Raw genomic sequence first — 23,421 nt, forward strand, 5'->3', positions numbered from 1 at the left:
TAAATGTCTGATTTATACAACGCACAAAACATAAAGATTCTGAAGGGACTCGATCCCGTCAGAAAACGGCCCGGAATGTACATTGGGTCGACAGGAAAGTCGGGGCTTCACCATCTTGTCTACGAGATCGTCGACAACAGTATCGACGAAGCTATGGGGGGATTCTGCGACAGAATCAATATCGTAATTACGGAGGACGGCTCTGTAATTGTTAGTGACAACGGGCGTGGAATTCCGATAGACATCCATCCCGATACCGGGACAAGTGCTCTCGAAGTTGTAATGACAACGCTTCACGCGGGAGGCAAGTTCTCCAAGGACTCTTACAAGATCAGCGGAGGTCTTCACGGTGTGGGCGCTTCCGTTGTCAATGCCCTGTCCGAGTGGATGATCGTTGAGGTAATGGTCGATGGAAAGATTTACAGGCAGAAATACGAACGAGGCAAGGCCCTTGCTCCGGTGGAAGTCGTCGGGGAGACCAACGAGACGGGAACGGTAACAAGTTTCAAGCCCGATCCACTTGTTTTTACCGTTACTGACTTCGACTTCGATATTCTTGAGGCGAGGTTCAAGGAACTTGCTTACCTCAACGGTGGAATCAAGATCACCTTCGAAGACAGAAGAATCGGAGAAAAGAGGAGCTATCATTTCGAAGGCGGAATCGTAGAGTTCGTGAAGGCTCTAACGAAGAACAAGAAATCCATCCATAAGGATCCGATCTATTTAGAAGGCACGTACAACGATGTCAAGATACAGCTTGCAATGCAGTACACATCTTCCTACGACGAAGACATTCTTACTTTCGTAAACAACATAAAGACCATAGAGGGCGGAACCCACTTGACTGGCTTCAAGACGGTTCTAACGAAGACAATGAATGATGTCGGCAGAAAGCACAACGTACTCAAAGACAAGGATCCGAACCTTCAGGGCGAAGATCTTCGAGAAGGGCTGTCAGCAATCCTAAGCGTCTTTGTCAAGGAACCTCAGTTTGAGGGTCAGACAAAGGCAAAACTTGGAAATGACGAGGCTTTCGAAGCAGTAATGAAGGTAGTCAAGGAGAAGCTTGAAGAGTACTTCGATTACAATCAAAAGGATCTCAAAGCGATCCTCAGTAAAGCTCTGGAGGCTTCCAGGGCAAGGCTTGCTGCCAAAAAGGCTAGAGAAATGGTCCGCAGAAAGAACGCGCTCGAAAACACGACCCTGCCAGGCAAACTAGCCGATTGTATCTCCGAGAACCTTGACGAGACAGAGATCTTCATAGTTGAAGGTGATTCTGCCGGTGGTTCGGCAAAGATGGCACGTTCGAGGGAGACGCAAGCCATACTCCCTCTCCGGGGAAAGATATTGAACGTCGAAAAGGCCGGTCTGGACAGAATGTTGAAAAGCGAAACGATAAGTAATATCATTGTTGCCCTTGGAACCGGGATGGGGGAGGATTTCGAGATCAAGAATCTGAGATACGGGAAGATAATCATCATGACTGACGCCGACGTAGACGGCGCACATATCACGACGCTTCTCTTGACTCTCTTCTATCGTTACATGACCCCACTCATAACAAACGGAAAGGTCTACGTTGCTCAAGCCCCCCTGTACAAGATCGAGTTGAACAGGCAAAAGCACTACTTCTACAGCGACGAGGAGTTGACGACTTTTCTTAAGGAGCATTCAGACAGAAAACTGAATTACTCGAGATTCAAGGGACTCGGCGAGATGAATCCCGAGCAACTGTGGGAAACAACGATGAATCCAAATGACAGAAAACTTGTGAAGATAACCATAGAAGATGCGGAGGAAGCAGATCGGGTATTCACAATACTAATGGGTAGCGAGGTGGAGGAAAGAAGGTCGTTTATCCAACGGCATGCATTGAGTATTTCCAATCTTGACGTATGAGTCTTTCACTGAGAGCCGGAATTTGCATGGTGATTCTCTTTGCCATGTGGATATTGTCTATAGTGAACTTCGTGCTAGAGTCGTTTTTCACTGAACCCGTAGAGCAGTTAACCAGGATTGTAAATAAGGACGAGATTCTCATTGAATTTCCGCTGGCCTTTAGAAGAGCCTGGAAAACTGATATAATTTACCCACCGGGAAGTGTTGATGTTTCAGGCGGTAGAGTTTATTTGAAACCTGGTAAGTATATCGTCAGTTACGAGGGCAAATACTACTGGGTTTCGGAGGATTTTGTTATAGTAGACTATGCCCATCTTTCTGAAATTCTAAGCTATCCGATTATGGGTGGAATACAGTTCATTCTGACCGATGGAGTTTATGTAGCCAGCGAAAGAGACATAGATATTTTTGCCGGAGCGGTAGAGGGCATTCTTGCTGACAGAAGAGTTCTTGCACTGGTATCGTACTTTGATTTCGAGAACAACGTGTTGCTTCTCAGGAGAGGAATCAGAGTTAAGGTACTTGATTGGGAGAGTTTGGAGACAAACAAGGAGCTGCTTCTTCAGTTGGAAAACGCCTCCGACAGGAGCGAATATATTTTCTTGAGTGATGGTAAACTGTTGAGAGCGAGGTGACATTGATGGCCAGGGGAAAGGATTATACAGTTTCTCTCGATGTTGGCACGAACACCCTAAAAGGTGTGGTGGTAAGTAGAGAACAGACAGGTGAGATGACTCTTGAAGCCTATGGAAGCGTTAAGACTGTTGGACTCGACAAGGGCGAAGTGAAAGATGCTGTCGCTCTTAAACAGTCTATTCAGAAGTTGATCGAAGATCTTACGGGTCAAATGGGAAAGAAGGACGTTGAAGCGGACTTCAAGATAAGTTTTACGGATGGTGATTACTCGGTATTCTCTCAAAATATCGAAGAAGTCCTGTCTGAAGATAAACAGGTGATGGTAAAGGAACAGACAATTGTCGGTTTGATGAGCAGACTCAAGGCCGAGAAAATGAAGACCGGGAACACCAACATACACAGGAGTTACATTCGCAAATACATTCTCGACGATGACAAAGTCGTTTTCAACCCGGTTGAGATGTACGCGAAGAAACTCAATGTCGAGATGGTCTTCGTTTCCAGCGAAGGCAAATCAGTAGAGATATTCCGGAGGCTCTTCGAAGAGCTTTTTGGCAGAGGTGACTTCTTCATCTCTCCTGCGCTTATCTCCGCCTCCGAGGCCGTACTCACGGATACCGAGAAGCAGCACGGTGTGGTCAGCGTAGTTCTTGGCCATAGTTTCTCGGAAATGGTAATCTACAGAGAAAACCTTCCCGTATACATTTCGAGAATTCCTCTTGGAATTCGACATATCGTTCTCGACATCGCTAGAGTCCTGGGTACTTCTGTCGACGAGGCCGAAAGACTGCTCGTGAATTACGGCCACTGCAGCATGTTCCCGCCCGATGCTGAAGACGTGGTAGAGTATTTTGGACTGGACGAGAGGACAAGGAAGAATGTCTCCGTCAGAAGACTCTCAACAGTCATCTATGCAAGGGTTAAAGAACTCCTGAATAAGATTCGCAAAGAGATTCAACTCTTCGTAATAAACAATCCCGAGTATTCAGAAGAGAGAATACCGGGAGGAGTGGTCTTCACAGGCGGTGGATCTAAGCTCAGGGGGTTAACGGATGTGGGAGTCGAGTCTCTTAAGATGCCCGTGAGAATCGGTACGTACGAAACGAGCTTTAACAGGCGAATTGAGAATAGCCACGACGTTGCTAATGATCCCATATTCAGTTCGTGTTTGGGCAATCTGGTCTCCCCAGAAGAGATTCAGGGAGAAGCGGTGGAAAGTGTGGTAGAGAGACCCAAGAAAGGTTTTGCATCTTTTATTAGATCCCTCTTCTTTGGAGGTGTAGATGATGAGCTTTGAGATTGACACAGGCAAAAAAAACACACAAATTAGATTGCCTTCCATAAAAGTAATCGGTGTGGGCGGAGCCGGTGGTAATGCAGTCAACAGGATGATATCCGAAGGCATTCACGGTGTCACATTTATTGCTGCCAATACTGATGTCCAGGTCCTTGAAAGCAATAAAGCCGACCTGAAGATCCAGCTCGGTACGGAGTTGACAAGGGGTCTGGGAGCCGGCGGTAACCCCAATGTCGGTGAGAGAGCTGCAGAAGAATCGGTAGATGAGATTGGTACGTTCCTTGAAGACACAGACCTTTTATTTATTACCGCAGGAATGGGCGGAGGCACCGGTACAGGTGCAGCTCCGATAGTAGCCTCTATCGCAAGAGAAATGGGAATTCTGACGGTTGCAGTGGTCACAACTCCCTTCTTCTTCGAAGGAAATACCCGTTTGAAGACTGCACACGAGGGCCTCAGAAGGCTGAAGAATTCCGTAGATACTTTGATTCGAATCTCGAATAATAAGTTACTACAGGAACTACCACCAAACACTTCCATTGTCGATGCATTTGCGAAGGCCGACGAGACGCTTCATCACGGAATCAAGGGTATCTCTGAGTTAATAACTAAACGTGGCTACATCAACCTTGACTTCGCCGATGTCGAATCAGTTCTGAGAAATGCAGGTACGGCCATGCTAGGGATCGGAGTCGGCTCGGGTGAGAGACGGGCCGAAGAAGCAGCAAGAAGAGCTCTTGAGAGCAGACTTCTCGAAAAGCCCATAGATAACGCAACCGGTATAATCCTGAACGTCTCTGCAAAGAATATAACTCTTAGAGAAATGAATATCGCCGCGGCGATTGTTAGACAGAACTGCAGCGAAGATGCCGATGTGAAACTCGGCCTTATTGTCGACCCCGACATGAATGATGATGAACTGGATATAACTTTAATTGCGGCTGGTCTGGAACTCGACGAAGGTGAACTGATGGGCGATGCTTCCGATATCCCTGCAATTTATAGGTTTGGATTGGATCTTAGCGAGGAGGAGTAATTGTTGAGAGTCTACAAGAGACTCGGAGAGCTTTTAATAGACCAGGGTTTGATAAGCGAAGATACTCTCCAGCAGGCTGTTTCTCTGCAGAAAAAAGTAAATAAGCCGATCGGAGAAGTCCTCGTTGGGATGGGAGTAATCTCCTGGGAGGACATCTACGATTCGCTTTCGAAGCAGTACGGCCTGAAGGTACTGGAAGATCTACCTAACATGCTTTCTCCAGAAGTTCTCAGGATGATTCCCAAGCCTGTCGCCGACAGGCTGAATGTGATACCTATAGAGTATCTTCCAGAAAATGGTCTTCTGAGAGTTGTAACGACCGATGTTCTGAAGGTTCCCCAGATAGACAGAGAGCTTTCATTCCTTACCGGGAACAAGATTAGCACTCTTCTCGTACCTCCCCCGATGTTCGACGCTCTCTACAGGTCGTCATACGAAGAATCTGCTTCGAGTGAGATAATCGACAATACCTTTAGCATAGACCAGCACTCAGAAGTCGATCTCGACGAGCAAAAGGTCGACGAAACGGATGACACACCGGTCGCGAAATTCATAAACTCACTTCTCGATAACGGTATAAGAAGCGACGCCAGTGACATCCATCTCGAACCTTATGAAAAGATGGCCGTAGCGAGGATGAGGGTCGACGGGGTTCTGAGAAAGATACTGAGCTATCCCAGAAAGGCACATAATTCTGTTGTCTCTAGAATCAAGGTTATGAGTAACCTAGACATCTCTGAGAAGAGAATGCCGCAGGACGGAAAGTTCTACATCCGCCGTGGCAATGAGCAGTTCGACATGAGGGTCTCGACGATGCCGACGATTTTCGGTGAGAAGGTCGTCATGAGAATTCTCCGTGTCTCGAATGCGAAGAAACAGCTCGAGGACCTTGGCCTTTCGGAGTACAACCGACAGCGTTTTGAAAGCATCATTACCTCTCCGTACGGCATCATTCTGGTATCCGGTCCCACAGGTAGCGGAAAATCGACCACTCTCGTTGCCGTTCTAAACCAGGTTACTTCCGACAAAGTAAACGTACTTACAGCCGAAGACCCCGTTGAATATACCATTGAGGGAATCTCTCAGTGTCAGGTAAACACAGACATAGGATTGACCTTTGCCAGATACCTAAGATCATTTCTCCGTCAGGACCCCGACATAATAATGGTCGGAGAGATTCGTGACAGGGAGACGGCCCAACTGGCAATTGAGGCTTCACTTACCGGCCATCTGGTCTTTTCAACGATTCATACGAACAGCGCAGCAGGTGCCGTGGCCCGTCTTGTCAATATGGGTGTCGACCCATTTCTTCTTGGCACATCCCTGATTGGAGTCATGGGCCAGCGACTGGTCCGTAAGCTCTGCAACAACTGCAAGGTTAAGATTCCCGTGAGAGAGGAAGTAAGGAAGATAGCTTCGATGCTTTACCCCAATCGCGATGATTTCAGTGAGTACATCCCCGGCAATGGCTGCCCCGAGTGTCGCGGAATGGGATACAGGGGAAGAACCAGTATCAGCGAGATACTTGTAGTCGATAATAAGCTGAGACAGCTTATAGGCGAAAACGCTTCCGAAAGGGAGATCGCAGCCGCCGCAATATCCGGTGGCATGAGAACGCTTTACAATGACGGCGTTCAGAAGGTAATAGACGGAATAACTTCACTCGAAGAGATCAAGAGAGTCGCCATAGAGTACTGAGTCATTCTCACTTCTAGTTAACTTATCCATACTTACGCATACTCAAACATACTCACGCAAGGTGTGTTTAAACGGGTTTTTTCACGAATAGCCGCATTTTGCTCAAATAGCTTCGCTTTTTTTCCGATGATAGTATTGAATTGAATAATCTAGAGTTCAGAATGGAGGTTTATTTATGGCTTACAGGGTTTTGGTATGGGGCCTGGGCGCCATGGGTAGTGGCGTGGCAAGAAATGTTTCTCAGAAGGAGGGCCTCAGGCTTGTTGGCGCCGTTGAAAAGGATCCACAGAAGATCGGCCGAGACCTGGGAGAGTATCTTGGCGGAGAAAAGACTGGGCGGCAGATCTATTCAGATGTGGAGAAGGCTGTATCCGAAACGAGACCGGACATTGTGGTTATTGCTACAAATTCCTTCGTCGAAGAAGTTCTAACGAAGATTGAAACCGTGGCCAGACACCATGTGGACATTCTTACGATAGCAGAAGAGATGGCTTTCCCGTTTTTCTCGCATCCCGAAGAGTCGGAGGTGCTTGAGAACATCGCATGGCGCTATGGTGTATCGATTCTGGGAACAGGAATCAACCCAGGATTCGTACTTGACCTTCTAATAATCGCCATGACGGGCACATGCTTGAAGGTTGACAGAATCGAAGCGAGAAGGATTAACGACCTCTCGCCCTTCGGTAGGACCGTGATGAAAACCCAGGGAGTCGGAACCTCGCCAGAGGAGTTCAAGAAGGGAATAGAAACCGGAGAGATTGTAGGGCACATAGGCTTTCAACAGTCAATAGCAATGATCGGCAACGCACTGGGATGGGATATCGACAGAATAGAGGAGAGTCGAGAACCGATCATCTCGAAAACCGAACGAAGGACGAGCGTTGCGCATGTTTTGCCTGGAATGGTGGCCGGATGCAGGCATATAGGCCGGGGTTACTGCGGAGACAAGTTGATGATAGAGCTGATTCATCCTCAGCAGATCCTTCCCGAAAAGGAAGGGGTCGACACGGGAGACTATATTGACATATTTGGCGAACCAGACATTCACCTTTCAATAAAGCCTGAAATCCCGGGCGGAAAGGGAACGATCGCCCTTGCTACGAACATGATTCCTGCCGTAATTGAGTCCGGTCCGGGACTTCTGGAGATGAGCGAACTCCCGATTCCCAGGTGCTTGCTTAACGAGATCAAGGAGATCTAAGTATGAGTGTAATTAAGGGACAGTGGGTGCAGGTTCGTCGAATAATCCTTGCTGCGGGTGAAAGAGCGCCCTCGGTTCCCGAGGACACGAAAGAAGTCCCTCTCGAACTAAGGGTTAAAGGCTTTCTCTTGGAGGAAAAGTCCGAAGTAGGTGAGTTGGTAACGATAGAAACGGCTTCAGGGAGAAAAGTGTCGGGAAAGCTTGAGGCTGTTGAGCCGGCTCACGAACATAACTTCGGTGATTACATTCCAGAACTGTCCGAAGCGGGAAACGAGTTGACAAGATGGCTTACCGGTGGCGATAACGATGAAAGATAGATCTTACGAAGCCGTTATGGCAAGAAGAAAAGAGATAATGAAGGCAACTGTGGGAGTCGATTACGACAGATACGAACTGGACGGAATCGCCTTTGATTACGAGAGGCTAATGAAGGATACATCGTATCCGATCGCTTCCATCAGAAGGATTCAATCGGAAACCGGAGTGGGAAACACTCCCCTGATAGAGCTGAAGAACATCACAAGATTGGTCAGGTCGATGAGCAAGTCCGGCTATGGCGCAAGGATCTTTCTCAAGGATGAAGCGACGAATCCTTCAGGCAGTTTTAAAGACCGACGGGCCTCTATAAGTGTTTCACGGGCTAAGGAGCTTGGATACAAAGGAGTCATCGCTGCAACGAGCGGCAACTATGGCGCGGCCGTCGCATCTCAGTCGATGAAGAGAGCCCTGAAGTGCATCGTTGTTCAGGAGTGTTACGACAGCAGAGGAAAGGGTCAGCCTGAGATACTTGAGAAGGCTCGCGCCTGTGAAGCTTACGGAGCGGAAGTGGCTCAACTGACCGTAGGTCCGGAGCTCTTCTATTACTTTCTTTTGCTTCTTGAAGAGACCGGCTATTTCAATGCTTCACTGTACACACCATACGCAATTGCGGGCATAGAATCTCTCGGATACGAGATAGTAGAACAGTCAAATACACTTATCGGAAGAAATCCCGACTACGTTCTCGCGACGCACGCGGGCGGTGGGAATTTGACCGGGACGGCTAGAGGCCTTATTAAAGCCGGTGCAGATCAAACAAAGGTTATCGGTGTTAGCGTAGATTTATCGGGCCTTCACATGGCGAGTGACAGGGATTTCAACAGGAAGTCTTTCACAACGGGCCATACCGGTTTCGGCATACCCTTTGCCGTTCTTCCGGATAGATCAGATGTTCCCAGAAACGCTGCACGAGCATTGAGATATATGGATAGATATCTTCTGGTCACTCAAGGAGAGGTCTTCTACGTTACCGAAATGCTGGCCAGACTCGAGGGATTACAACGGGGACCGGCAGGCAACACCAGTCTCACTGCGGCAATAGCTCTCGCAAGAGAATTGCCCGAAGACAAGGCCATAGTGGTCCAGGAGACCGAGTACACTGGCGCCGGGAAGCTCCCAAGCGCACAGCTTACATTCGCGCGCGACAATGGAGTAGAGATAGTCAGGGGAGACCCGATCAAGATGGATTCACCTGGCAAGAGAATCGCAATTCCCGAAAGCTACTCGCAGATTGCTTACAAAGAAGTGAATATGGATGATCTAAGAAGATCTTATATCAAACAGCTTATGAAACAGGGAGTAACGCTGATCGATAGCGATTTCGAGTTTCTCTCTGCAGAGCTGAAGATATCTGCGACAAAGGTTCGGGAACTGGTTAAGGAGGTAAGTGATGATGTCTATTCAGAGAAGTGATGATTTCGAGAAGCGGAGTGTGCATCTTAAGAATCTAACCGACGAGGAGCTCGACAGAAGATTCTGGGAGCTGGCTGATAAGATTGTAGAACCCTTGATAGATCTTGCGAAGGCTAATACAAGCCCTTCAATCGAACGTTCTGTGCTTCTTAGAATGGGGCTGGATAGTTTGCAGGCTGGATCAATAGTCACGAAGGCCGTCGAACACGGTTTGCTCGGGAAGGGCGCCGGAAATATCGTTCTAACCTACGCGAAGATGAATTCACTGACCCTGGAAAAGGCGGTTGAAGAACTAGCTGTCGGAAAGGGATGGGAAGCTCTCGTTTCTAACTTCAGGGGAGGCGATCGTAATGTTGCCCGTCAATGAAAAGCTGAGAGTGGAAGAGATTCTAAAGGATCTCGAACATTATGCACCCAAGAGAAAGGGCTGGACCTGGAGAAAGAAACTTCCCGAAGGCACGAAGGTCGATGGCTTCTACTACGACGAGATCTCCGAACCTCTGAAGAAGAGCGTGGGTCTTCCCGCTTCTCACTACTTTGATAACATAGATCCTCAGCCCGATCCCGTTATAACTTCAGAAATAGCTTCTGGAAGATTCGAAGACGATGTCAGGAGAATGAGAATGGCCGCATGGCATGGGGCCGATCACATAATGGTAATAAGGACACTTGGCCAGAGCCACATAGACGGCCTAATAGAGGGAACCCCCGAGGGGATCGGTGGTATCCCAATAACGAGAAAGCAGCTTAGAGCCACACGTAAGGCTCTTGACATTATTGAGGAGGAAGTTGGAAGACCTATAAACTTCCACTCATATGTCAGCGGCGTGGCCGGTCCGGAAATTGCCGTTCTCTTCGCAGAAGAGGGAGTAAACGGAGCCCACCAGGACCCTCAGTACAACATTCTATACAGGGGGATAAATCCGCTTCGCTCCTTTGTCGATGCGGCCGTGGCCAAGAAGATTATGGCAAGCGTCGACATGCTCCAGATCGACGGCGCCCATAACGCTAACGCCTCTGCTAAAAAAGCATGGAAGGTTATGCCGGAACTCCTCGTTCAGCACGCGATCAACTGTGTATTCTCTGTCAAGGCCGGAATGAAAAAGGATTTGATCTCCCTTTCCACGGTTCCACCCGTCGTTTCTCCGGCTCCTGAGTTCAAGTTGAACTTCATATATGCACTAACTGTTCGCGAACTATTCAAAGAGTACAGGTTCAGAGCGCAGATGAACACGAGATACATCGAATCCGATCTCGTCGACGCAACCAGAATACATGTTCTAGATACCCTAATATCGAGATTGACCAAAGCCGACATCCAGTCGACGATAACTCCCGACGAAGGCAGAAACGTCCCCTGGCACGTTAATTCGATCAGAGGGGTAGAAACAGCAAAACATACACTTGTTGCCCTGGATGGAATCAAGGATTTGCTCAAGGTAAATGAAGAAGTTGTAAGACCAAACATTCGAGAGCTGAAAATGCGTGCGATTCTTATGATGGAAGAGATACTGGAAGTCGGTGGATACTTCGAGGCGGCGGAGAAGGGCTTCTTCGTCGATAACGGTCTTTACCCGGAACGAAATGGAGATGGAATAGCAAGACCAAAAGACGGAGGTATAGGAGCAGGCACCGTAATCCCAAGGGATGCCGATTACTTCGCTCCTGTCTGCGAACACTTTGGATACAACCGGATTCCGGAAGACTTATCCTCTCCCGACGAGCCTATTGGAGCCTGCACTCTCCACGACCGGTCTAAAATCAAGTATATAGACGAACTAGATGAATCAGACAATGTGAATCTCAGGATCACACAACAGCTCGAGGACAGAGAAAAGCGCTTGATATCGCCTGAAGTGGAATGGTGGGGTGACGGATGGGTTCAACTCGACATGACCATTCCAGATGATCCCGAACACTCAGAGGCGGCCGCGATTGAAATCGCAAAAAGGATGGGCTTCACCGATCCCTCCGTCATAAGCAGGACGGTCCTCCATCCCGTAGAAGGCACATATCTGGAACTCAAGGCGAAAGTCCCATTCAAGATCGTGAGAGATTCCTTGCAGCTGCCACAAAAACCCGATCTCTTGAGTGAAGAGGAGATTACCGCCTTCATAGATGAGCATCCCATGAGAGTCGTAGCCGGCACCGTTGGAAATGATGAACACTCAGTAGGGATAAGGGAGATTCTAGACATCAAACACGGGGGAATCGAAAAGTTCGGCTTCAAATACACATACTTGGGAACGAGCATTCCTCCTGAAAAGTTCATCGATGCAGCTATCGAAACTGGAGCAGATGCAATTTTGGTTTCGACGATAATAACTCACAACGAAGTGCATGTAGACAATATGACGAAGATTGCGCAACTAGCTGTTGAAAAAGGCGTAAGGGACAAGGTCATAATTATTTCTGGAGGAACTCAAATAACGAATGACCTTGCAGTTTCCTGCGGAATGGACGCTGGCTTTGGCCGCGGAACGAAGGGCATTCACGTAGCCTCTTTCCTTGTGAAGAAGAAACGCGAGCTACTTGGATAGAATCGAGTCAATATCGAAGGCGGCATGCGCCGCCTTCTTTGCGTTATACTTGAAAAGATGACTGAACAGATAGAGAATTCCATAAACAACACGATAAATGAGATTAAAGAATTAGCCGGCAAGGACAGACTCACAGTGGCCTTCTCAGGAGGCCTTGATTCAACCCTAGTTGCCTACTTGGCTTTGCACGCTCTTGGACGTGATCGAGTCAAATTGATAAACGTTTGCTTCGGCCCTTACTCATACAGTAGAGGACTAGAAATTGTTGCATCCCTGGCAGAGAGGCTGGACCTAAGACTTGAGTTTACGCCGGGCTATGAAGCTCAGGAGAACGTTTGGAAGCGTGGTCCCTCATGCAATCGATGTACCAGATTGGCCAAACTGCCGGCCGTTAGATCGGGAGTTCTCGGCCTTGTTGCGACTGGGGCCAACCAGTCGGACACCTGGGGAAAGACGGGAATTGTGATCAAGGATGGTTTTTACGCGCCTTTGAGAAATTGGACCAAGGCTGAGATAGAAGAAGCGCTTTCTTATCTTAATATCGAGGTCCCAAAGATTGGCGAGGCACCCGTGAGGGAAGGCTGCAAGTTGAAACACCTGTTGAAAATTATGGCCAAACCTTCCTATCACGGATATTCGGTTGCGATTTCAAATGAGATTTTGCTGGATGAATTAGATGATTTCTCACATACTCTGGCAAACGTAAAGATAATCGGTCCGCTCTCTAAGAACGTTGCACTGATAAATGTCAGTCCCCTTCCATCGGAAAGAAAGAGAGGTAGGATCGCGACTTCCCTGGAGTCGCTTGATTCGATCGATGAAGTTAGATGGGTAGAGGGTCCCATGGTGCTCAAGATCATTGCCAATCCGGGATTGTTCAACAGCCCCGAAGCGAGAGAATGGGTTCTGAACGGAAGGCTGGCACCGGAGTTTGCATTTCCGATCCATGCCAGGTGGGTGAAGTCAAAAAACAACAGGCTCGAGACTTTTCAGGTAATAGACTGCTGGAGGTTGGAAGATGATTCGGCTCATAGTTATTGATCTCGACGGTACTCTACTAAATGATGAGAAGAAAATCTCTCAGGAAAATGAAAATGCTATACGCTGCGCTCTCGAAATGGGAATTGCGGTTTCAATATCCACAGGAAGAAGCTACGTTTCAGGCCATGAGTATGTTGAGCAGCTTGGAATCGATGTCCCTGTCTCTTATCAGAACGGCGCTCTGGTAACTTTCGGCCATGGAGAAGAGATCAAGGTGATTTCAAGGTCTGTCCTCGATCCCAGCAAGGCAAGGATGATATACAAAAGAGCAACACAAAAGAGTCTGAATACTCTGGTCTTCTTTGACTTCTTCACACTTCCCGATATCTCTACCGTTGGGCCATACGATTCCCCTTACAGGGAGTACTACAGGCATAACAAGTACCGCATGGTATTTGAAGAGAATCCGCTAAAGAGAATCTCAAACGACGGAATTCCAGAAATTGCTGTAGAAGGCAAAGAATCCTTGATCAGAGACCTTATTCTTGAGTCGAATTCCCATCTTGAAAACGTCACTGTAGTTAAGAACGACTCCCTTGAAGATCACGCATTCTACGAGTTCTTTGGACCGGGCGTTGGAAAAGAGAAAGGTCTTAGGCACATACTCGATTATCTCAATCTAGACTGGGATAGTGTAGCTCACATAGGTGATAACTACAACGATTTGGAGGTATTGAAGAAAGCGGCTTTGCCGATCGTAATGGCTAATGGTCCACTTGGTGTCAAGAAACACGCGAGTTTTGTCACAGATAGAGACAACAACAGCGGAGGTGTGGCAGAAGCAATAGAAAGAATCCTCCGAACCAGGGGTGAACTGTAGTGGTCCTAGTTCTTGTTTCAGCCGTTCTCACTGCACTGGCCATGCCGGGAATGCTTTGGGGGTACTTGATATGGGTCGCCCTGATCCCTTTATTCATGGCAATGAAAGATGTATCACCCCTAAAGGGGGCTTTGAGAGCCTTCGTCTGGGGCTTTGTATACCTTCTTCTAACCCATTACTGGCTGCTCCCAGTGTTGACAGTGAACGTTCCCGAAGTACTGAATTCATTCCCAAATTTCATAGGGGTCGTCGTCTTCTTCTTGATGGGAATTGTAATGGCCGTTCCCTTTCTAGTATTTGGTCTAGTTTATGGTTTGTATCAGAGATTCTTCGACAGATACCCGGTTCTTCTAGCTCTTTTTGCCGCTTCATTCTTTACGGTTACAGAATATCTGAGAGAGATCGGCCCGCTCGGCTTCACTAACGGGAGACTCTCTGATGCGCTTTTAAATGGGCAGCAGGGAATCTCTCAGTTACTTACTATTGGTGGGCCTCTCCTTCTTGTGTTCATTATAGTTTTCGTAAATCACTATCTTTGCTATCTCTTCGTAAACAGAACAAGAGACAGAGCAATTCTTATTGTCGTTTCAGTGGCAATCGTAGCCCTAGTTAATGCGGCTATTGCTGCCCTCGTTCCGATTCCCCATTCCTCAAGCAAATATGAAAGCACTCTCTATGCTCTACAGACAAACATATCGATGCAGATGAAGTACTACCAGCCACCGGATGAAACTCTGGCAGTCGTATCACGAGCACTCAGAGAGATTCCGGAGGGCTCCGTCGTGATTTTGCCGGAGGCAACCTTCATGAGCGACATAAGAAGAAACTCAACCGGAACCCAGCTGCAGCAGATTGCGCAGGAAAGAAATCTGAAGATTTTGATCGGTTTCCCCACCTACAACGATCACAACTACAATCAGGTGAGATTTGTTACTGCAGAGGGCTTTTCCGATGAATACTATGCAAAGATCCAGCTTACCCCGTTCGTAGAGTCTCTTCCTTGGCCCAAAGTATTTGGTGTATTCAGTTTCCTAAAATTCCTTGACTTTTTTGATGCCGGAGAAGAGTTTACGATCTTCTCGGTCGATGAACATCGCATAGGAGCTCAGATCTGCTTTGATTCGCTATACAGTAACGTCGCCAGAGGGCTTACTCTGAACGGCGCAAATGTGATCGTGACGGCGACAAATGATGGCTGGTTCGATATTTCAACTGCTCTGAATCAGCATTTCTCAAAAAGCATCGCAAGAGCGATAGAAAATAGAAGATACGTCATTCAGGTATCCAACACAGGAATATCTGCAATAATCGACCCCTATGGTCGAATCGTCAAGCGTTTGCCGACCTCTAAGGAGTTGAATGCAGATTACGTTATTGGCGAATTCCAGTATATTCCCACGGTCAAAACTACACTGTACACCAGGTTTGGAAACTGGTTCTTCTGGTTCTCACTATTTCTGGGAATAGCATTGATAATACTTGGAGGTGTTGTTCTTTGATCTACAAAGAGAACGCAAAGAAGATCCTAGAGACTTTCAAAACAGTAGTTGTCGTTGGTTTCTCGAAGAGTCCCGAAAAGGCCGCCAATTATGTCCCGACCTATCTAATTGAAATGGGATTTCGGATAGTACCTGTCAACCCAAGTATGGAAGAGTACAGCGGCTTAAAAGTCTACCCTGATCTCGAAGCCGTTGTGGCAGATGGGATAGAACTTGAAGTAGTTGAAATCTTCAGACCCTCTGAAGAGGCCGAGTCCATCGCCTTGAAGGCAATAGAACTAGGCGCCAAAGCAGTCTGGCTCCAAAAAGGCATTTATAGTGAAAAAGCTCAGTTAGCTGCAGACGAAAACGGCGTCCTTTATGTAGAGGACCTCTGCATGTTTGAAGAACATAGAAGAATATCTCTTTGAAAACGTATCGTGTTCGCAGCTATGGGTAGGCGATCGAAAAGAGCACAAATTACACTTTTTTCTGAAGCAGATTATCCTCGACTCCTTAGCAAGTTAGGCTGCTTCGCAGAAAGCCTTCTCAGGTCAACCGTCAACGGTTCTCCGTCATCCGAAATCAGCAGATTGGCAAGAGTTTAAGTGATGCGGCGAAGAACATCGCCAGAAGTGATGCTACCATAAAACATTAGACGCAAGGCGCCGAAAATCATCGGCGGTCGCAATGCCCGCTTCGCGGGGAAGACCTGCGTAGCCAGTCTGCTTCGCAGGCCAGTCACCTTTGGTGGTCAGTCTCGCTTTGGCGAGCCAGTTCCGCTTCGAGGGCCACAATATCCGCTGAGCGCTGCGAAGAGCCGTCCTTTATTGCCCGTCCAAGACTATGGATCCGTGCTTTTCAAGACCCATGATCCTGAAATGAATTCAGTGACAGCGTAAGGTAACTTCGAATGCGGAAAATCTCGCCATTCTGAACTTGGTTCAGAATCCTGCTCTCAGAACCACTGTGCGCTTAGCCACAACCCGCTGTTCGCTGCAAAGAGCCGTCCTTCGTACATCGTCCCAGATCATGGACCCGTCCTCCACCGAGAGGATCAAAACCTAGATCCCGAAACAAGTTCGGGATGACAATATTGGGCAATCAAGAGAACATCACATTCTATCTGAATTTGTTTTGGCATCCAGTTCTTGCATTATGACTTCAGTTCCGCTTTTTGCAGCTGATCTTTTGCTCTTTCCAGCGTTGAGCATCTTTTAGCGAGCGGTGACCGGCTCTCCTCGGCGAACGGATAACCGTCCAACGGCCAACCAGTTCCTTAGCTCTTTCCTACCACGTACCCGCTACCCCCAACCCCGGTTTTTCAAAAAAAGCCTAGATCCCGGATCAAGTCCGGGATGACAGAGAGAGGGATTCCCACAAACCGATGTCGGGATAACTTCCTCATTTGCATTGAAACCCTGAATTGATTGCCGTTTCTCTTCACGAGACCCCATACCCTGTAATCGATACCCCGCCCCTCGCGTCATCTGAACTTGTTTCAGCATCTCGATCTAAGAGCCGCTGGACGCCGATGAAAACCGCGTCCCAGTCAACGGTCCACCGTCCCCGCCAAGAAGCACCGGTTCTTCGTTCCGACGCTGCGCGTCCAAGTTCTTCGTTCTTCAATAAGATCGACACCTAGATCCCGGATCAAGTCCGGGATGACAGAGAGAGGGATTCCCATAAACCGCTGTCGGGATAACTTCCTCATTTGCATTGAAACCCTGAATTGATTGCCGTTTCTCTTCACGAGACCCCATACCCCGTAATCGATACCCCGCCCCTCGCGTCATCTGAGCTTGTTTCAGCATTTCGTTCCCTCCACAAGATCAGGCGAGAATGACCATTATCGAAGGGGAGCTCCGGTATGAGAGCATAGCGGGAAGGGGGGAAAGCAATTGCCTTAAGAAGTAGGCTGCTTTTTTCTTTTTTACAGCAATAAGCGTGTAATTTCTTGAGAGTGCAGCATTATTGTTCAAACTCCTATTCAACCTGCATTCCCGGAAATTATAACGAGGGTGATTTCATACCCAGTTTGGCATAGATATCCTTCTGCTTCTTAGTGACTTCTCCTATCAAGCGGCCATGTTCGGGATACTCAAACCTTTCAATGGTGTCCAGTTCGTCGAGGAGACCCTGCAATGTCCAGTTATCGAAGAGACCGGTGTCCTGCATCTTCTTCTTTATGTAGGAAAGATAAATCAATGCGACAAACTCGACAAACAGCTTTCCATTCAGTGATAGTTCTGAGGAAACCTGCATTCTACGGAAATTCAAACGATCCTTGAGGTTCCCAAACCCCTTTTCCACTATGTCTTTACTGCGATAGAGAGATAAGGCCTCGAAGGGATCGTTGACTTCATTGGAAAGCAGTGCGAAATAGCCATAGTTTCTTGCCGCTTCACGCATCGCCTCTTCCTTCGGTGTGACTTTCCTGCCCCTTTTTGGTGTACTGGTAACAGTGAAGAATCTATCATAGTCCTTCATGCGGTATTCTTCACGCGTGTTGTTTGCCAAATCATTGTATAGTCTGCTCAGATAATCGTTCATCTCTGCCTGATCTTTGGCTGCCTTCTCGGGATTGTAGAAAAGATGTAAATATGCCCTCCTTTTCGAGCTGAGAACATCTCCCTTATTGGGTCTTTCCTGTTCATATTCCCACTGGGTCGTCCGGCACAAGCCATATACTCCGAACTGGGGTTGCAGGTTTGACCATAGCTGGAGGTTATCGCGCTCTTCTTCCAGGGTCTCTTTCACATAATTCAAATTCAGTTTGACACCGATGATGAATTTCTGGTGGTTCTTGAAGAGCAGGTTTATGTTCTCTCTGCTATAAAAGCCTCTGTCAAGAAGGACACTTACCTTTTTGTATCCCATGACATTGAATTCAGCCATAAGTTGCTTGACCGTTTTCACGTCGGTGATATTGCCAGGGAGCTTCCGGTAGTAAAAGGGAAGTCCAGACTGTTCACCGAAGAGAAGGGCGAGGTTGATTTGAGGTAGTCTCTCGTACTCTTTGTTTCTTCCTTTCTTTACCTGTCTCAGTGTCTCTGAATAACTGGAGATGGAAGTGATGTCAAAGGCCCAGTATTCTTTCTCAATTCTACGTCTGCCCTGCTTCTTGAAAAACATCATCCTCTCTTCTTCGGAAATAGATTGGAACAGCTCACTGCTGCGCTGTGATGGTATGTCTTCTCCATAAGGATGAACATGCAATCTCTGCCAATGTGAAAACCTACTGAGTGAGTTGTTCTCTTCCAGAATAAGATAATAGGCAATAGACAGAATCATTCTATAACGATCGGGGAAACACGCTTTCAAATCTGCCTCAACTTCTGTGATCTTTCCAACCTGATCGAGAAGATAGCAAGCACCATAGAAATCCCTGCGGATTTTGGTTATGGGAACTGGACCGGGCTTTTTCGAAATGCTATCCTTCCTGTATGACCTGGTCGGTACGATTTCTCCAGTACTTGGATCTAGCTTGCCGATTAAAGTTCTCTTGGCTCTGGACTGTTGTTTTTCCTTGTCCCAATAGGCTTCGTTTTTGTAGACATATGTGATTCCAGTTTTCTTGTTCTTTTGATAGACAATCCCCATCTCCTCACCTCGTTACATACATTATAATATATAACGAGGCATAAACCTAGAGAAAACAACCCTAACTCAGTCTTTTCAACCCTTTACAAGGTTTTCATCGTTAGACTTTTCGGGAACTTAGGATTCAAAGGATCACAGTATAGCCGAGCATTCAGATAAGCGTTGAAAATCACTGCATGATTGTGACGGAATGTTCAGTCTGAAATGAATTCTCCTGGTTGAAAAATAAATTGCGTTCAGTCGTACAGGACTCTATCGCGGAATTCCTTCACAAGTTCCGGTGAGTTGTTCGCAACGAGGACGTTTGGATTGAACAGGTCGAAATCCTCTTCAACACAGCTGCCGACAAAACCTCCGGCTTCCTTGACGAGTAAAATGCCACTTGCGACGTCCCAGGGTTTAAGTGTCTCTTCCCAGAAGATGTCGGCTCTTCCAGACGCAACGTAAGCAAAATCGAGACAGGCACTTCCGGTTATTCGCAGTCCCCTGCAGATCTTTATTGCTCTATTTATTCTCCTTGTAATCCGCTCGAAAGCAGTTTCAGATGAGTATTGCATCCCCACATGGCTGGTGGCTTCTCGGAGTTCTCTCGTCTTACTCACCCAGATCCTTTTGTTATTAAGATAAGCGCCCTGCCCCTCGATCGCATGAAAGGTCTCCCTCCTGTTGTGATCGTAGGTAACTCCGAGAACAACTCGGCCTTCACTGTATAGAGCTATTTGAGTAGAATAATGGGGATTAGATTTTGAGAAGTTTGTGGTCCCATCAACTGGATCAACGATCCACATTGTAGAAGATCTTACATCGGGACCGGACTCCTCACCGAGATAGGCTGCTTCGGGATAAAGATCGTGCAGGAAGACACGCAGGTTGTCCTCGATCTCCAGATCAACAGAGGTAACTATGTCCTTGTATCCACTCTTGCGTTCAATAGAGAACTCCTCCTTGGAAACCTTTCTCCAGAGTTCCGGAAGATACACACGAATCTTTTTGCTGAAATTATTGAGAAGGAGGTTATCCACGTAGCTTCACACCAATCTTCTCGGTTTTTCTTAAGACGAGTTCAATAAGTGTATTGATCTCATCGTCAGTGAGAGTCTTGTCAAAGGATTCAAAACCCAGGGTAACTGTGATGCTCTTGTATCCAGGTTCAATTCCTTTGCCTCTGTAAAGATCAGAGACCCTGATCTCCTCGAAAGAGGTACCGTCAAGAGTTCTTCTTATTAATTCTTCCAGCTCTCCATAGGCTATTGAGCCAGGAACAAGGAAGGACAGATCTCTAAAAACCCTCGGAAATGGCGAGATTTTCTTCGCTCCGGAGAATCCCTTCATCAGGCTCTCGATTGTGCTGATGTTGAGTTCTGCTACGTAGACTTCACCACTCTTTATCTCATAAAGCGCATCGGCAGCTGAGATATCCACAGCGCCAAAAAATCCGATTTTCCTTCCGTCAACGTCCACCGATACTGCCTTGCCCTTTTCAAGCCAGGAGATCGTCAGGGGATTGTACACGGGATCCAGACCATATAGAGAGCATAACTCATCAATGACTCCCTTGAAGGTGAAGAAATCAAGTATTCTTTTGTCTGAATAATCAAGCGGGTTCTCCCTCCCGGTAGCAACAAAACCTAGTGCCGTTGTTTCACTCTGCTCTCTTTCCGGATTGAAAACCGAAGCTATTTCGAAGAGTTTTATATCTCTGTTTTGTCTTCTGTAATTGTATGAAGCCGCCGACAAGAGGTTGTAGACGAGCGATGGTCTCATGACGGCCATGTCCATTGAAAGAGGATTCAAGAGCGCGACGTGTTTCGGATCAGTTCCAAGCTTGTCAAACTCGTCCGGGTTTATGAAACTGTATGTCACAATCTCATCGAAGCCATTGGCAACCATCAGATCTTTCACCCTCTTCTGCCTTTTCAAGAACTCCGGAACACCTCCCGAAATCGGCAGAACTCTGGGTAATACATTTTCGATCTTGTCGTAGCCATAGATTCGCCCTATCTCTTCGACAAGATCGATCTCCTGTCTCGTATCGTACGACCGGAAAGCTGGTGGAGTGACCTTCCATCCGAAGTCGGTTCTCTCGGTCTTGAAACCCAGACTCTCAAGTATTGCGCCTATCTTTTCGGAAGGAACTACGCCACCCAGTCTATCGGCGACGAATTCCTCTCTCAAATCTATGGCCTTAACTGGAGCTGTTCCGCCGGCATCAACAATCTTCGAGGCAACCGACGCACCACTAAGCCTCTCCATGAGATCGGCAAGGCGCCGAATCACGTATATAGAATCCTCGTAGTCTATTCCTCTTTCAAATCGATACGAACTATCTGTTGAGATTCCTAGCTTTCTCGATGTCTTTCGGATTCTCACTGGGTCGAAGACGGCGACTTCCAACAAAACTTTTCTCGTCGAAGAATAGATTCCGGAGTCTTCACCGCCCATGACTCCCGCCAGGGCGAGTGGTGTTTCACCGTTGGTAATAAGCATGTCGTTACTGTCGAGCTGAACTACTTTGCCGTCCAGAAGCTCGAGTTTCTCACCGTTTCTTGCTGAACGAACAACTATTTCCGTAGATCCTATCCGATCAACATCGAAAGCGTGGATAGGATGGCCAGTTTCAAGCATCATGTAGTTAGTTATATCAACAACATTGTTTATCGGTCTCAAACCGGCCGCTACCAATCTTCTCTTCATCCATAATGGAGATCCACAGATTGTTACATCGCTCATTAAAAGTGCCGTATATCTTGTGCAGCCTTCATCTTTCAATGTAACCTTCAGCAGCCCGTCGTCTCCAACGGGGATTGAGTCGTCTGCACAGGGTCTCTCTACCTTTCTCTCATAAATGGCACCAAGCTCCCTGGCCATTCCGACTACAGAGAGACAGTCGCCACGATTTGCGGTCAACTCCACTTCAATAGCCGCCGAGTCGAGTCCCAGCAGCTCAATGACGGACTCTCCAGGTTTGCCCTGCTCAAGTCGCATTATCGTTTGTGACTTCTCTTCAAGTTCCAACTCTTCAAGAGAAAGGAACATTCCTTCAGATAAAACTCCTAGAAACTCTTTGTTCTCGATCTTCGTACCGGAGAGGGCAGAGCCTTCGGGCAGCACACCAACGGTTTCGCCTTCCTTAACGGTCAAATCGGCAGTAACAATTGTTAGTTCACGAACACCTGCGTCCACCCTTGTTACCAGAAGCCGATCACTCATAGGATGAGGTCTTGCTGACTTAATCTTCCCCACCACCGCACCCTGGACATAGCTCCATGGGTACTCTATTCCCGCCACTTCCGTACCGCTGAGTGAAAGGCTGTTGCTTAATTCCTGGGGAGACTTATCGCTTATGTCAACGAATTCATTTATCCATTCGAGATACAGTTTCATATTACTGCCCTCCTGTAACCCCTGAGGAAGCGTCTGTCATTGCGAAGAAGGTCCCTGATATCTTCAAGATCGTACTTCAGCATAGCAATTCTCTCAAGGCCCGTTCCGGCAGCAAAACCACTCCAGACCTCCGGATCATACCCAACATTCCTGAATACGTTCGGATGCACCATCCCGGCCCCCAGAATTTCTAGCCATCCACTTCCACCACAGCTTCTGCAACCAACTCCTCCACAAATTCCACAGCTGACATCGACTTCGAAACTCGGCTCGGTAAAAGGAAAGAAGCTTGGCCGGAGCCTTATCTTTCTGTCTTCTCCAAAGAGCCTCTTGGCGAAATGGTCCAGAGACCCCTTTAGATGGCTCACCGAAACACCCTTATCCACAAAGAGGATTTCGAACTGGTGAAACATCGGTAGGTGTGTCGCATCGGGAGTGTCTTTTCTGTAGCATGTCCCGGGCGCAAAAATTGCTAGGGGGGGCTTTCTTGATTCCATCGTTCTTATCTGCACAGGCGAGGTATGCGTTCTTAGAAGTCTTCCGTCCTGAAGATAGAATGTATCCTGCATGTCTCTTGCGGGATGCCACTCTGGGGTATTCAGTGCTTCGAAGTTGTAGTAAGAGGTCTCAATTTCCGGGCCCACTGTCACTTCGAAACCCATACTCACCCAGATACTTTGCACTTCTTCCATTATCTGCGTAATCAAGTGTAGAGAACCGATGTCTCTTTTCTTTCCGGGAATTGTGTAATCCAGTCTTTCGGAGGCTTCCCTTTCTTTCTTAGCTTTGTTCTCCAGTTCGCTCTTACGCCTGTTAAGAGCCTCTTCAATGAAATTTTTATACTCGTTTACGGTCTTTCCGTACTCTCTTCTCTCTTCAGGAGGAATCTCTTTCAACTTTTTCATAAGAGAAGTTATCAAGCCTTGTTTTCCAGTGAGCCGTGACTTTTCTTCCTGAAGCTCATTAAGGTCGGATATTTCCATCACTCTATCGAGGACTTCTTGTAGATTAATATCGAGTCCCTTCACTCCAGCACCCCCAAAAAGATAAAACTTGT

Annotated in this window: 18 protein-coding genes; 14 read left to right on the top strand and 4 right to left on the bottom strand. The window is 47.4% G+C overall.

Annotation, left to right across the window (positions count from 1 at the left end):
- Positions 1-3: 3 nt before the first annotated feature.
- The 14 genes from gyrB (at position 4) to THEBA_RS06360 (ending at position 15,808) form a co-directional block, all read left to right on the top strand.
- A complete protein-coding gene (gene gyrB, locus THEBA_RS06295) occupies positions 4-1,899 on the top strand; it encodes a DNA topoisomerase (ATP-hydrolyzing) subunit B (protein ID WP_014730915.1) in 1,896 nt (631 codons plus the stop codon).
- Positions 1,900-1,925: 26 nt separating this feature from the next.
- On the top strand, positions 1,926-2,534 hold the full coding sequence (locus THEBA_RS06300; RefSeq protein WP_236609220.1) for a DUF4894 domain-containing protein: 609 nt from the start codon (positions 1,926-1,928) through the stop codon (positions 2,532-2,534).
- Between the two features lie 5 nt (positions 2,535-2,539).
- Positions 2,540-3,832: a cell division protein FtsA gene (gene ftsA, locus THEBA_RS06305; RefSeq protein WP_014730917.1), complete on the top strand. Its 1,293-nt coding sequence runs from the start codon at positions 2,540-2,542 to the stop codon at positions 3,830-3,832.
- The gene (ftsZ, locus tag THEBA_RS06310) at positions 3,822-4,868 is read left to right on the top strand and encodes a cell division protein FtsZ (protein ID WP_041928104.1); all 1,047 of its coding nucleotides are present in this window, start codon (positions 3,822-3,824) and stop codon (positions 4,866-4,868) included. The genes ftsA and ftsZ overlap by 11 nt, the downstream gene beginning before the upstream one ends.
- Positions 4,869-6,566 (top strand): GspE/PulE family protein, encoded by a 1,698-nt coding sequence (locus THEBA_RS06315; RefSeq protein ID WP_014730919.1) that lies wholly within the window; start codon positions 4,869-4,871, stop codon positions 6,564-6,566.
- A 175-nt stretch (positions 6,567-6,741) separates the two neighbouring features.
- Positions 6,742-7,767, top strand: a complete 1,026-nt coding sequence (gene ord / locus THEBA_RS06320; RefSeq protein ID WP_014730920.1) for a 2,4-diaminopentanoate dehydrogenase — start codon at positions 6,742-6,744, stop codon at positions 7,765-7,767.
- Positions 7,768-7,769: 2 nt separating this feature from the next.
- Positions 7,770-8,084 (top strand): 2-amino-4-oxopentanoate thiolase subunit OrtA, encoded by a 315-nt coding sequence (gene ortA / locus THEBA_RS06325; protein WP_014730921.1) that lies wholly within the window; start codon positions 7,770-7,772, stop codon positions 8,082-8,084.
- A complete protein-coding gene (gene ortB, locus THEBA_RS06330; protein WP_014730922.1) occupies positions 8,074-9,498 on the top strand; it encodes a 2-amino-4-oxopentanoate thiolase subunit OrtB in 1,425 nt (474 codons plus the stop codon). Before ortA ends, ortB begins: the two co-directional genes overlap by 11 nt.
- Entirely contained in the window at positions 9,476-9,865 is a 390-nt protein-coding gene (locus THEBA_RS06335) for an ornithine aminomutase subunit alpha (protein WP_014730923.1), read from the top strand. The genes ortB and THEBA_RS06335 overlap by 23 nt, the downstream gene beginning before the upstream one ends.
- Positions 9,849-12,038, top strand: coding sequence for a D-ornithine 4,5-aminomutase subunit OraE (gene oraE / locus THEBA_RS06340; RefSeq protein WP_014730924.1), 2,190 nt, complete (start codon positions 9,849-9,851; stop codon positions 12,036-12,038). Before THEBA_RS06335 ends, oraE begins: the two co-directional genes overlap by 17 nt.
- 24 nt (positions 12,039-12,062) lie before the next feature.
- Positions 12,063-13,079: an adenine nucleotide alpha-hydrolase family protein gene (locus tag THEBA_RS06345; RefSeq protein WP_014730925.1), complete on the top strand. Its 1,017-nt coding sequence runs from the start codon at positions 12,063-12,065 to the stop codon at positions 13,077-13,079.
- Positions 13,057-13,899 carry a Cof-type HAD-IIB family hydrolase gene (locus THEBA_RS06350; RefSeq protein WP_014730926.1) on the top strand — a complete coding sequence of 281 codons (843 nt, stop codon included), beginning with the start codon at positions 13,057-13,059 and terminating at the stop codon, positions 13,897-13,899. Before THEBA_RS06345 ends, THEBA_RS06350 begins: the two co-directional genes overlap by 23 nt.
- Complete coding sequence (gene lnt / locus THEBA_RS06355; protein ID WP_014730927.1) at positions 13,899-15,398, top strand: apolipoprotein N-acyltransferase; 1,500 nt, start codon at positions 13,899-13,901, stop codon at positions 15,396-15,398. Before THEBA_RS06350 ends, lnt begins: the two co-directional genes overlap by 1 nt.
- Complete coding sequence (locus tag THEBA_RS06360) at positions 15,395-15,808, top strand: CoA-binding protein (RefSeq protein WP_014730928.1); 414 nt, start codon at positions 15,395-15,397, stop codon at positions 15,806-15,808. The genes lnt and THEBA_RS06360 overlap by 4 nt, the downstream gene beginning before the upstream one ends.
- Before the next feature lie 1,579 nt (positions 15,809-17,387).
- On the opposite strand, the gene THEBA_RS06370 is transcribed toward THEBA_RS06360, so the two are convergent.
- From THEBA_RS06370 to pheS, 4 genes are all read right to left on the bottom strand, one after another.
- Complete coding sequence (locus THEBA_RS06370; RefSeq protein ID WP_014730929.1) at positions 17,388-18,980, bottom strand: IS1634 family transposase; 1,593 nt, start codon at positions 18,978-18,980, stop codon at positions 17,388-17,390.
- 236 nt (positions 18,981-19,216) lie between these two features.
- On the bottom strand, positions 19,217-20,002 hold the full coding sequence (locus THEBA_RS06375; RefSeq protein ID WP_014730930.1) for an inositol monophosphatase family protein: 786 nt from the start codon (positions 20,000-20,002) through the stop codon (positions 19,217-19,219).
- On the bottom strand, positions 19,995-22,364 hold the full coding sequence (pheT, locus tag THEBA_RS06380; RefSeq protein ID WP_014730931.1) for a phenylalanine--tRNA ligase subunit beta: 2,370 nt from the start codon (positions 22,362-22,364) through the stop codon (positions 19,995-19,997). The genes THEBA_RS06375 and pheT overlap by 8 nt, the downstream gene beginning before the upstream one ends.
- Complete coding sequence (gene pheS, locus THEBA_RS06385) at positions 22,361-23,392, bottom strand: phenylalanine--tRNA ligase subunit alpha (RefSeq protein ID WP_014730932.1); 1,032 nt, start codon at positions 23,390-23,392, stop codon at positions 22,361-22,363. The genes pheT and pheS overlap by 4 nt, the downstream gene beginning before the upstream one ends.
- Between the last annotated feature and the right edge of the window lie 29 nt (positions 23,393-23,421).

The sequence above is a fragment of the Mesotoga prima MesG1.Ag.4.2 genome, assembly GCF_000147715.2.
In the GTDB taxonomy this organism is placed as follows: Bacteria; Thermotogota; Thermotogae; order Petrotogales; family Kosmotogaceae; genus Mesotoga; species Mesotoga prima.